The following is an 11,475-nucleotide window of genomic DNA, read 5'->3' as shown; positions in this document are numbered from 1 at the left end:
TCAGGCCGGGGTCCGCAGCAGCGAACGCACGATCCGCAGCCCCACCGACACGCGGGCGAGATCGGCGGGTCCGTCGCAGATCGCGACCAGCGTGGAGACGTCCTCGTCGATGTCGCCGTGCGCCCGGGTCCAGCTCTCCACCGCCGCCTCCGGCCCGCCGCCGTCTGCGGCCTGCAGCGCCTCGCTGGTCAGTTGGGCATGCAACTGGTGCAGGTCGTCGCGCAGCGCGCCGCGGGCCATCGTCGCCCACCGGTCGTCGCGCGGCAGCTCGGCAATGCGGCTGCCGAGCAGATCGAGATTGAGCTGCTGGCCGAGCGCGAAATGCGCCCGCGCCACCTCCGTCGCGTCGCGTCCCAGCGCCTGCGCGGTCTGCACGATGCCGAGCGACTGGTAGAGCACGTCGGAGCCGGCGACGACCGATGCCAGCTCCTCGGGCAGGCCGTCGTCGAGGTAGCGCTGCCGGCGTTCGGCATAGCGCGCCTGCTCGCGCCCGGTCAGCAGGTCGGGCAGGACGGCGGCAATCTCGGCGACACCGTCGCGGAACTGCCCGATGGCAGCGGTCACGTCGATGGGCGCGCGCCGGTTGTTCAGGATCCAACGGGTGCCGCGCTCGGCGAGCGCCCGCAACTCCATCCTGGCCCGGGTCTGCAGACCGGCGTCCACCTTGTTGTCCAGGTGCCGCAGCCGCGTCTCGTGGGCGCCGACCGCGAAGATCGCCCGGGACGCGAGCTGCGCGCGGAAGACGTCGGCGGCCCGCGCACCGGTCTCGCCGGACAGGCGATGGTAGGCGCTGATCCCGGCGGAGTTGACGAACCGGTTCACCGCGACGGTGGTGATGATCTCCCGCGCCAGCCGGTGGCGGGGCATCTGGTCGGCGTACCCCTCGCGCAGCCGCTGGGGGAAGTACTGGACCAGCCGGTCGGCGAGGTAGGGATCATCGGGCAGGTCGGAGGCGCCGATCTCGTCGGCCAGGACGATCTTGGTCCAGGCCAGCAGGGTCGCGAGCTCGGGCGCGGCGAGGCCCTCCCCGGCCTGCCGGCGGCGCTGCATCTCGCGGGTGCCCGGCAGCGACTCGAGTTCGCGGTCGATCAGGCCCTGACGCTCCAGGCGGCGCATCCAGTCCTCGTGCACCTGGATCATCCCGGGCGCATACAGCGCGGCATTGGCCAGGGCGAGGTTCTGGTCGTAGTTGTGGTCGAGCACCAGATCGGCGACCTCGTCGGTCATCGATGCCAACAACTCGTTGCGCTCCGCCTCGGCCAGCCGGCCGGCCTCCACCTCGCCGGACAACAAGATCTTGATGTTCACCTCGTTGTCGGAGGTGTCCACGCCGGCGGAGTTGTCGATGAAGTCGGTGTTGATCCGACCCCCCGCCCGGGCGTACTCGATGCGTCCCCGCTGGGTCAGGCCCAGGTTTCCGCCCTCGCCGACGGCCCGCGCCCGCAGCTCGGCGCCATTGACCCGGACGGCGTCGTTGGCCCGGTCGCCGACCTCGGCGTGGGTCTCGGCCTCGGCCTTCACGTAGGTGCCGATGCCGCCGTTCCACAGCAGGTCGACCGGGGCCTTCAGGATGGCGGTGATCAACTCCTCCGGGTTCAGCGCCGTCACCTCGTCGTCGATCCCGAGGGCTGCCCGCATCTGCTCGGTGATGGTGATCGACTTCGCGGTACGCGGGAACACGCCGCCGCCCTCGCTGATCAGGGAGGTGTCGTAGTCCGCCCAGCTCGACCGGGGCAGCTCGAACATCCGGGCCCGCTCGTCCCACGAACTGGCCGCGTCGGGATCCGGGTCGACGAAGATGTGTCGGTGATCGAAGGCCGCGATCAGCCGGATGTGCTTGCTGAGCAGCATTCCGTTGCCGAACACGTCGCCCGACATGTCCCCCACGCCGACCGCGGTGAAGTCGGTGTTCTGACAGTCGATGCCCATCTCCCGGAAGTGCCGGACCACGGACTCCCAGGCACCGCGGGCCGTGATGCCCATCGCCTTGTGGTCATAGCCGACCGAACCGCCCGAGGCGAAGGCGTCGCCGAGCCAGAAGCCGCGCTCCAGCGCGATGGCGTTCGCCACATCGGAGAAGGTCGCGGTGCCCTTGTCGGCGGCGACCACCAGATAGGGGTCGTCGCCGTCGTAGCGGACCACCCGGTCCGGCGCGACCACCTCGCCGCCGACGATGTTGTCGGTGACATCGAGCAGGCTGGTGATGAAGGTGCGGTACGCAGCCTTGCCCGCCTCGAACCAGGCTCCGCGATCGGCCGCGGGATCGGGCAGTTGCTTGGCATAGAAGCCGCCCTTGGCGCCGACCGGCACGATCACGGTGTTCTTCACCATCTGCGCCTTGACCAGGCCGAGCACCTCGGTGCGGAAGTCCTCGGGTCGATCCGACCAGCGCAGGCCGCCGCGGGCCACCGGGCCGAAGCGCAGGTGCACGCCCTCGACCTGCGGTGCGCTGACGAAGATCTCGTACGCCGGGCGCGGTTGCGGCAGCATCGCGAGCTCTCGCGGCAAGACCTTGAATGCGAGCGCGGGCCGGTCCGGCCGGAACGCGTTGGTGCGTACCGTCGCCGCGATCACCGCGAGGAAGGACCGCAGGATGCGGTCGGAGTCCAGGCTGACCACCTCGTCCAGCGCCGCCGAGATCCGTTCGGTGATCTGCGCCGTCGCCGCCTCGCGGTCGGCCGCCGGGGCGTCGGGATCGAAGCGGGCCCGGAACAGCGCGACCAGGTCGGCGGCGATCGCCGACTGCGCGAGCAGCGCGTTGGCGATGTAGCTCTGCGAATAGGTCGAGCCGGCCTGCTGCAGGTAGCGGGAGATGCCGCGCAGCCAGCTCACCTCCTGCCAGGTCAGGCCGGCCCGGGTGACCAGACCGTTCAGCGGGTCGGCCTCGGTACGCCCGTTGTAGGAGGCGGCGAAGGCCTCGGTGAACCGTTCCCGCGCCTGCGGGGACCACGCCGGCCCCGCGACCGCCTCGGCCCCGCCCGGCACGGCGAGACCGAATTCGTAGATCATCGCCTTGCCGCCGTCGTCGAAGCGCAGGGTGTAGGGGTACTCGTCCAGCACGTCGACACCGAGCAGCGACAGGTGCGGCAACACCTTCGACAGCGCGATCGAGTCGCCGCGGCGGAACACCTTGAGTCGCAGGTCCGCCTCGTCGGTCGGCTCGTCGGGGGCGTAGAGGGCCATCGACATCTCGCCCTCGCCGGGGGCCAGCGCGCTGATCGCGGTCAGGTCCTGCACGGCCTGGCGGGCGCTGAAGTCCTCCTTGTAGCTCTCGGGCAGGGCACCGGTCAGCGCGGTCAGCCGGTCCGCCTCGGCATTGCCGGTGAGCTGGTCGGTCAGGTCGTCGTCCCAGGCCCGGGTCGCCGCGGTCAGCAGATCGCCGAGCCGCTCGACGTCCACCTCGCCGAGCGGGCGGCCGGCGGGCATCCGGACCACGAAGTGCAGCCGGGCCAGCACGCCCTCGCCCACCCGCGCCGAGAAGTCGACGGACTCGCCCCCGAGCTCGTCGCGCAGCAGGTGCTGCATGCGTTTGCGTACCTCGGTGTTGTAGCGGTCGGTCGGCAGGTAGACGAGCAGCGACAGGAACCGTCCGTAGGCATCGGGCCGGCTGAACACCGTGACGCGTCGGCGGTCCTTGAGCCGGGAGATCCGCTCGATGATCGGGGCAAGATCGTCCGCACGGGTCTGGAACAGCTCGTCGCGCGGGTAGTTGTCGAGCGCGGCGAGGATCGCCATCGCCCCGTGGCTGGTGCGCTCGTAGCCGCTCTCGGCGATGATCTGGTCGACCTTGTCCTTGAGCACGGGAATGTGCAGCACCGAGTCCGAATAGGCCGAGGCGGCGAACAGGCCGAGGAAGCGTCGCTCGCCGACCACCGAGTCGCCGTCGAAGCGCCGGATGCCGACGTAGTCGAGGTACGCCGGGCGGTGCACGGTCGCGGTCTCGTCGTCCTTGGTGATCACCAGCAGGTCGGCGGGCCCGTCGGCCGGCGGTAGCGCGCCGAACCGTCCCGCCGCGGCCTGGTCGGAGCGCAGGATGCCGAGCCCGGTGCCCTGGACCGGGGTGTAGCCGGTGCCGTCGAAGTCGTAGTCGCGATAGCCGAGGAAGGTGAAGTGATCATCCGCCAGCCAGTCCAGCAGCTTGATCGCCTGTTCGCGCTCGGCCGCGCGCGGACCGTCGCCCCCCGCGGCGACCAGCTCCGACATCGTGTCGGCGACCCGCTCGGCCATCCGCGGCCAGTCGGCCACCGACTCCGAGACATCGGTCAGCACGGCACGCAGCCGGTCGGTGAGGCGTTCGCTCAGGGCCTCCAGGGATTCGCCGCTCGGCGGTCGGCGTACCTCCAGATGCATCCAGGACTCCGCCACCGCATTCGGATCGCCCTCGGCCTCGGCGTGGGTGATCACCTCGTCGAGCTTGCCGGTGATGTCGCGGCGTACCACGAACTGCGGGTGGAAGACCTCGCGGATGGCCCAGCCCTGGGCCAGCACCTCCGAGGTCACCGAGTCGACCAGGAACGGCTTGTCGTCGGTCACGATCTGGATCACGGTCGCGCCGCCGACAGACCAGCCCTCGGCCCCCGCCTCCGGGGTGGCCACCGAGACGACCGAACGGCCGACCGGGCGCTCCAGCGCCAGCTCGTAATGGCTGGCCACCAGGCCGAGCAGGTCGTCGACATCGCGGTCGACGACGTCATCGGCGTCGACATGGCGGAAGTAGTGACCGAGGAACACCTGGACCCGCTCGGGGTCGCCGCCGAGCTGGGCCGCCCGCTCGGCACCGGACTCGGCCAAGCTCCGGATCCGCGACGATTTTTCCCGTTCGGACTCTGACTGCACCGCGGTCACGACACTCCGTTCCTTGCTGTGACGGGGACGACACCGGCCCCGGCCACCCACCCTATCCCCGCCGTCTCATCTGCTGGACCTGGGGCGAGGGCACGGCGGGCGCGTGTCGGGCCGCCGCCTGATGCGCCATAGTGAGGCCCATGCAGATCACCTCATCCGCGACCTTCGCCGCCACCCCCGACCGCGTCTTCGCCATGTTGACCGACGAGGGCTATCTGGCCGAGCTGTGCCGGGCGAGCGACGCGTCGGACTTCGAGACCTCGGTGGAGGGCAACCACACCCGGATGAGCCGACAGTTGCCGGCGCCGCCCGAGGCCGCGCGGTTCACCGGCCCGACGCTGACCGTGGTCGAGGAGATCGCCTGGGGCGAGGCCGGGCCCGATGGTTCGCGCACCGGCCGGCTCGAGCTCACGGTGCCGGGCCAGCCCGTACAGCTCACCGGCCAGACCAAGATCATCCCCGACGGCGACCGCACCCGGGTCGATGTCGCCGGTGACCTGAAGGTCAAGATCCCGCTGGTCGGCGGCAAGCTGGAGAAGGCCGCCGCGCCCGCCGTGCTCGAGGGCATCAAGCTGCAGCAGGACGTCGGCAACCGCTGGCTGGCCTGAGCCGAGCTCAGCCCATGTGCGGGAGCCGAGCTCAGACCATGTGCGGGAGCCGAGCTCAGCCCATGTGCGGGAGCCGAGCTCAGCCCATGTGCGGGTAGGCCTCGGCGGTCGGCGGGACGAAGGTCTCCTTGATCGCGCGCGGGCTGACCCAGCGGGCGAGGTTCCACATCGAGCCGGCCTTGTCGTCGGTGCCCGAGGCGCGCGCCCCGCCGAACGGCTGCTGACCGACGACGGCGCCGGTCGGCTTGTCGTTGATGTAGAAGTTGCCGGCGGCCTGGCGCAGCGCCTCCCTCGCCTGGTCGATGGCGGCGCGGTCCGTCGCGATCACCGCCCCGGTGAGGCCGTAGGGCGAGGTCTGGTCGACCAGCTCCAGCGTCTCGGCGTACCGATCGTCGTCGTAGACGTAGATGCCGAGGATCGGGCCGAAGTACTCGGTGGTGAAGATCTCGGCCTCCGGGTTGTCGGAGGTGATGATCGTCGGGCGGACGAAGAAGCCCTCGGAGTCGTCGTAGCGGCCCCCGGCAACGACCTCGCAATCGGCCGCCGTGTTGGCCGCATCGATCGCCGCCTTGTGCTTGGCGAACGCGCGCTCGTCGATCACCGCGGAGGTGAAGTTGGCAAGATCACGAACATCGCCGACGGCCAGCGCATCGGTACGCCGGATCAGCTCGTCACTGATCTTGTCCCACACGCCGCGCGCCACATAGGCGCGCGAGGCGGCCGAACACTTCTGCCCGGAGTACTCGAAGGCGCCGCGGATCAGCGCGGTGATCACGGTCGCGGGATCGGCGCTCGAGTGCGCGACCACGAAGTCCTTGCCACCGGTCTCCCCCACGATCCGCGGATAGGCCCGATAATGATCAAGGTTGTCGCCGATCTCGCGCCACAGCTTCTTGAACGTGGCGGTCGATCCGGTGAAGTGCAGGCCGGCGAACCCCGGGTCCGTCAGGGCCACCGACGACACGTCGATCCCGTCGCCCGGCAACAGATTGATCACCCCCGGCGGGAGGCCGGCCGCCTCCAGCAGCCGCATGGTGAAGTGCGCCGCGAACTGCTGGGTCGGGCTCGGCTTCCACAACACGACATTGCCCATCAGCGCGGGTGCGGTCGGCAGGTTGCCGGCGATCGCGGTGAAGTTGAACGGCGTGATCGCGTAGACGAAGCCTTCCAGCGGGCGATAGTCGAGCTGGTTCCAGACACCGGGCGAGCTGATCGGCTGCTCGGCGATGAGCTGCTCGCCGAAGGCGACATTGAACCGCCAGAAGTCGATCAGCTCACAGGCCGCGTCGATCTCGGCCTGCTGGATCGTCTTGCCCTGACCGAGCATGGTGGCGGCGTTCAGGGTGTCGCGCCACGGGCCGGCCAGCAGATCGGCGGCACGCAGGAAGACCGCGGCCCGTTCGTGATACGGCGTCGCGGCCCATGCCGGGGCCGCCGCGGCCGCGGCGGCGATCGCCGCACGGGCGTCCTCGGCGCTGGCGTTGGCGCTGCGCCCCAACACGTGCGAGCGGTCCGACGGCATCGTCACCTCGAACGGCTGGCCGCCGGGCATCCGCTGCTCGCCGCCGATGGTCGCGGTCAGCTCGACCGGCTCCGCGCTCGCCAGCTCCTTCAGCCGCGCCTCCAGGCTGTCTCGCTCCGGCGATCCCGGGGCGTAGCCGCGGACCGGTTCGTTGACGGGCTCGGGAACGGTGACGATCGCATCCATGCTCGCAGGATAACGCGGCGGCGCGGGCTCACCCCGTCTTGGCATCGCCCGATCCGGCGGCCTGCTCGCGGCGCTTCTTGGCGGCGTCCACCGAGGCCCGCAGCGCGGCGACCAGGTCGACCACCTCGGCCGCGTCGGCCCCCTCGGTCTCGCCCTCCTCGGTCGGCATCGGCGCTCCGGACAGCTTGGCGTTGACGACCTCCTCGAGCGCTGCCCGGTAGTCGTCGTGGTACTGCTCCGGGGCGAAATCGGCGTCGAGGGCATCGATGAACGACTGCGCCATCCTCACTTCCGCATCGGAGACGGTGACATCGGCCGGCGGTGCGGCGAACTCACCGTCGCGCAACTCGTCCGGCCACAACATGGTGTGCAGCACCAGCAGATCGTCCTTGGGCCGGATCAGCGCCAGTTGTTCGCGATTGCGCAGCGCGACCTTGACCAGCGCCGACTTCCCGGACTTGCTCAGCGCGTTGCGCAGCAACACGTACGGCTTGGCACCCGGGCCGTCGGCCTCCAGGAAGTAGGTCTTGTTCAGGTAGGTCGGATCGACCTCGTCGGCGTCGACGAACTGGACCACCTCGACCTGCTTGGTGCTCGGCAGCGGCAGGTCGTCGAAGTCGGACTTCTCCAGGATCGCCAGCCGCCCGTCGGGCGCCTCGTAGCCCTTGGCGATCTCGCTGTAGGGGATCTCCTTGCCGTCCTTCTCGCAGACCCGCTTGTACTTGATCCGGCCGCCGTCCTCGGCGTGCACCTGGTGGAACGACACGTCGCGCTCCTCGGTGGCCGAGTACAGCTTGACCGGGATGGTCACGAGGCCGAAGGAGATGGCGCCTTTCCAGATCGATCTGGGCATGGGGTCATTGTCCCCCATCGGTGCGCGCCGCGCGGGCGGACCGGGCCGCGAGGACCGATTCGAGTACGCCGGGAGCGCGCCGATCCGCCTCGGCCCGGGCCAGCACGTTCAGCGTGCGGCCGCCCTCGGCGTACTGCTCGATCAGCCCCGCCTCGCGCAACAGCCGGAAGTGGTAGGACGCCGTCGACTTCGCGATGTCGTCGTACAGCGCCCCGCAGGGCTGCGGCTCCCCCCGGTCGGCGAGCCGACCGACCATCTCCAGCCGTACCGGGTCGCCCAGCGCATGCAGCACTGCGGCGATCTCGGTCATGCCGCCTCCACGAGTCGATGGTTCGAATACTTCGAACACCATGCTAGCGTGCGAACAGGTTCGAAAAGTTCGAACACAGGTGCCGGATCCGGCCCGAACAGCGAGAGGACGACCACTGATGACCCCACCCCCTCCCCCGCGCATCGGGATCGTCGGTGCGAGCCGCGGCCACGGCTGGAGCTACCGCGCGCACCTGCCGGCCATCGCCGCGCTCGCCGATGCGGGCCTGCCCGCCCCGGTGGTCACCGCCGTCGCGACCACCCGGCCGGAGTCGGCGCGCGAGGCGGCCGCGGACACCGGCGCCACCGGCTACACCAGCGCCGAGGAGCTGGCCGCCGACCCGGCGGTCGAGGTCGTGGTGATCACCGTGAAGGTGCCGGCCCATGATCAACTCGTCCGTACCGCCCTCGCCGCCGGGAAGCATGTGCTGTGCGAATGGCCGCTTGCCCTGGACGCGCGCGAGGCGGCGGAACTGGAGGCACTCACCAGACCGGACCGGCGCGGGTTCGTCGGGCTGCAGGGGCGCCACGACCCGGTGATCGTGTCCGCGCGCCGACTGCTCGCCTCCGGCGAGCTGGGCGAGATCCAGACCGTTCTCGCGCGATCCTCGCGCGGCAGCGGGCTGGCCGCGCTGGATCAGCCGCGCCGCTACACCCTGGACCGCGCCAGCGGCGCCGGCAACCGCGAGGTGCACACCGGGCACTTCGCGGACCTGGTCGATCAGGTCGTCGGCGGGCTCACCCCGGTCGGCGGCGCCGCGGTCGTGCATCGTCCGCGGGTCGCGGTCGAGGGCATCGGTCCGGTTGCGGCGAGCGCGCCCGACACGCTGGCCGGCACCTTCCGCACGCCGACCGGGCTCGGCGCGATCGTCACCTTCGATGGCGACCCCGACCCGCGGTCGACGCTCACGGTGCACACCGACGGCGGCGTCCTGGAGCTGACCACTCCCGGGGTGGACGAGCCGGGTGGCGCCGGCCAGCCACAGTTCTCCCGCTGGTCCGGCCGGCTGATCCGCCGCGGGCGGCCCGCCCAGCCGCTCGCCGCGGCTGACCCGCTGGCTGGGCTCGCGGTGCCGACCGAGGCCCGCCACGTCGCCGCCCAGTACCTCGCCCTCACCGCGGACCTGACCGACGGCGGCTCGCGGGTCGCGACCTTCGCCGACGCGGTACGCCTGCACGGGCTGATCGAGTCGCTCGCCCCCGGCGCCTGAGCGCCGCTCAGAGCAGGTCGGCCAGCTCTCCCGGGTGATGCCAGAGCAGGTCGTGCTCGCCGAGAAAGGTCTGCGTGGCCGGGGATTCCCAGGCCTCGTCGAGGTCGGCGCCCTCGACGGCGGCTGCGGCGCGCACCGCGGCCGCCGGGTCGTCGTCGACGAACACGCCGTGCACATCGGCGAGCCGCAGCACCGGAACCGTGACCGCGCCGAACTCCGCTGGTTCGGTCTCGTGCACCGCGACCTCGGCGGTGACCAGCAGGGCGGCGTCGTCGAGCAGCCCCGCCGCCCGGGCGATCAGCAGGGCGACATATTCGGCATCCTCGCCCACGGACAGCTCGAAGGCATCCAACATCGCGGCCGTCGGGGCGTACCCGCGCAGGTCGACGAGCTCGGCGCCCTCGGCGAGACCGGCGGCCTGCTCGGTCGACAGGGCGATCGCGGCGAGCATCCTCATCGCGCCCCCTCCTGTCGCCGGTCCAGCGCCTCGGCGAGCTCGTCGACGGCATCGGGTACGCCCTCGGCGAGCGCCGCCAGGTCGGCCAGCTTGTCCCGATCGGCGGTCAGGCCGAGATGCACCCGCCCGTCGTAGGAGGTCAGGCCGGCGGCCAGCAGGTGCCCCGCCGCCAGCGGCAGCACCGGCCAGGTCGCGGCCAGCGGTGCCGTGCCGGCGTACACCTTGTGCTGCGGGCCGGGGACATTGGTCACCATCAGATCGTAGGGCCGGCGCCGGCTGCCCAGGGCGGCCCGCACGGCGAGTGCCTGCAGGGTTGCGGGCGCGAAACCGGCGATCTCGGAGATGTCGCGGGCCCCCACCGCGCGCCCGGTGTCCTTGTGCGCGCGGGTGTCGAACGCGACCTGCTGCAGACGCAGCAGCGGGTTGGGCTCGCCCACGGGCAGCGACATCAACAGCGGCGCGACCGATGATCCGAGCGAGCTGGGCTCGCCGTCGACATCGCGCACGCTCATCGGCGCGAGCGCGACCAGCTCCGAGCGGCGCGGCGCGGCCCCGCGCCCGGTCAGCCACGCGCGCAGCGCGCCGGTCAGCACGGTCAGCACGATGTCGTTGATGGTCACGGCGCCGAGCGTGTCCTCCTGGGCGCCGGCCGCCTGCCCCTTGGCGCGCAGCTCCTGCAGCCTCGCCAACGGCAGGTCCAGCGCGGCCCAACGGCGCTGCTGGGAGGCGGCCCCGCCGAGCGGCGAGTCGGTGGGTGGGCGTCCGCCGTGCACGAACGCGCCGAGCAGATCGCCGACCGCGCCGGCGGTGCCACCCACGGCCTCGGTGACCGCGACCACCGCGCCCAGAGCCTCGGTCGCCCCGCGACGCGCGCGCGGCAGCAACGACGGCAGTCCCCCGCCCGCCTCCAGCGCGGCGCCGGCGAGCAGCCCGAGCGGGCCCGGCTCCGGCTCGGGTCGCCACTCGGTGCCGAACGGCGACTCCTCGGCCTCGTCGGGGATGGGATCCGACTCCAGCAGCAACTGACCGAGATCGACCGCATCGATCCCGTCCACCAGCACCGGATGGGTCTTCCAGACCAGGGCGGTACGCCCACCGCCCAGGCCCTCCACCAGGTAGAGCTCCCACAGCGGGCGCGACCGGTCGAGGCGCCCGGCGCTCACTCGGCCGACGAACTCGGCCAGTTGCTCGGGGGTGCCGGGCGCGGGCAGCGCCGCCGAGCGGACGTGGAAGCTCAGGTCGAAGTCGGCGTCGTCGACCCAGACCGGCGTACCGAGCGCGCCCGGAACCGTCCGCACCCGCTTGCGATAGCGCGGCACATAGACCAGTCGCTCGGTGATCAGGTCCAGCAGCCGGTCGCGGGTCAGCGGCGTACCGTCGGCGGCCGGGTCGAACACGTCGACCGCGCCGGCGTGTCCGGGATTGTGATGGGTGTCGAGGGCGAGCAGCAGTACGTCTCGCTCGGACAGCCGGTCTGCCATCGT

Annotated in this window: 8 protein-coding genes; 2 read left to right on the top strand and 6 right to left on the bottom strand. The window is 71.5% G+C overall.

The genetic code is table 11. The annotated features are described in order from the left end of the window. Positions 1–4,791, bottom strand: a complete 4,791-nt coding sequence (locus ACXDC7_RS09095) for an NAD-glutamate dehydrogenase (RefSeq protein ID WP_459221919.1) — start codon at positions 4,789–4,791, stop codon at positions 1–3. Positions 4,792–4,985: 194 nt separating this feature from the next. Between ACXDC7_RS09095 and ACXDC7_RS09090 the strand changes: the two genes are divergently transcribed. After that, on the top strand, positions 4,986–5,453 hold the full coding sequence (locus ACXDC7_RS09090; protein WP_179443852.1) for a DUF2505 domain-containing protein: 468 nt from the start codon (positions 4,986–4,988) through the stop codon (positions 5,451–5,453). 79 nt (positions 5,454–5,532) lie between these two features. Here ACXDC7_RS09090 and pruA read toward each other — a convergent pair whose 3' ends face one another. Genes pruA through ACXDC7_RS09075 form a run of 3 tightly spaced genes read right to left on the bottom strand, consistent with a single transcriptional unit; the run spans position 5,533 to position 8,324 of the window. Then, entirely contained in the window at positions 5,533–7,161 is a 1,629-nt protein-coding gene (gene pruA / locus ACXDC7_RS09085) for an L-glutamate gamma-semialdehyde dehydrogenase (protein ID WP_459221918.1), read from the bottom strand. Positions 7,162–7,189: 28 nt separating this feature from the next. Further along, positions 7,190–8,014, bottom strand: coding sequence for a non-homologous end joining protein Ku (gene ku / locus ACXDC7_RS09080; protein ID WP_459221917.1), 825 nt, complete (start codon positions 8,012–8,014; stop codon positions 7,190–7,192). Between the two features lie 4 nt (positions 8,015–8,018). After that, positions 8,019–8,324 carry an ArsR/SmtB family transcription factor gene (locus tag ACXDC7_RS09075; protein WP_459221916.1) on the bottom strand — a complete coding sequence of 102 codons (306 nt, stop codon included), beginning with the start codon at positions 8,322–8,324 and terminating at the stop codon, positions 8,019–8,021. A 118-nt stretch (positions 8,325–8,442) separates the two neighbouring features. Here ACXDC7_RS09075 and ACXDC7_RS09070 point away from each other — a divergent pair, with 118 nt between their 5' ends. Next, a complete protein-coding gene (locus ACXDC7_RS09070; protein WP_459221915.1) occupies positions 8,443–9,534 on the top strand; it encodes a Gfo/Idh/MocA family protein in 1,092 nt (363 codons plus the stop codon). Between the two features lie 7 nt (positions 9,535–9,541). Here ACXDC7_RS09070 and ACXDC7_RS09065 read toward each other — a convergent pair whose 3' ends face one another. Next, positions 9,542–9,991: a DUF6912 family protein gene (locus tag ACXDC7_RS09065; protein ID WP_459221914.1), complete on the bottom strand. Its 450-nt coding sequence runs from the start codon at positions 9,989–9,991 to the stop codon at positions 9,542–9,544. Further along, the gene (locus ACXDC7_RS09060) at positions 9,988–11,472 is read right to left on the bottom strand and encodes a wax ester/triacylglycerol synthase family O-acyltransferase (RefSeq protein WP_459221913.1); all 1,485 of its coding nucleotides are present in this window, start codon (positions 11,470–11,472) and stop codon (positions 9,988–9,990) included. Before ACXDC7_RS09060 ends, ACXDC7_RS09065 begins: the two co-directional genes overlap by 4 nt. Between the last annotated feature and the right edge of the window lie 3 nt (positions 11,473–11,475).

It is taken from the genome of Naumannella huperziae (genome assembly GCF_054073625.1).
This window is presented reverse-complemented; position numbering and strand designations above follow the sequence as displayed.

Bases quoted from the DNA above. Each gene is read 5' to 3' on its own strand.
- ACXDC7_RS09090 (WP_179443852.1), top strand. From the start codon at position 4,986: ATGCAGATCACCTCATCCGCGACCTTCGCCGCCACCCCCGACCGCGTC.
- pruA (WP_459221918.1), bottom strand. From the start codon at position 7,161: ATGGATGCGATCGTCACCGTTCCCGAGCCCGTCAACGAACCGGTCCGC.
- ku (WP_459221917.1), bottom strand. From the start codon at position 8,014: ATGCCCAGATCGATCTGGAAAGGCGCCATCTCCTTCGGCCTCGTGACC.
- ACXDC7_RS09075 (WP_459221916.1), bottom strand. From the start codon at position 8,324: ATGACCGAGATCGCCGCAGTGCTGCATGCGCTGGGCGACCCGGTACGG.
- ACXDC7_RS09070 (WP_459221915.1), top strand. From the start codon at position 8,443: ATGACCCCACCCCCTCCCCCGCGCATCGGGATCGTCGGTGCGAGCCGC.
- ACXDC7_RS09065 (WP_459221914.1), bottom strand. From the start codon at position 9,991: ATGAGGATGCTCGCCGCGATCGCCCTGTCGACCGAGCAGGCCGCCGGT.
- ACXDC7_RS09060 (WP_459221913.1), bottom strand. From the start codon at position 11,472: ATGGCAGACCGGCTGTCCGAGCGAGACGTACTGCTGCTCGCCCTCGAC.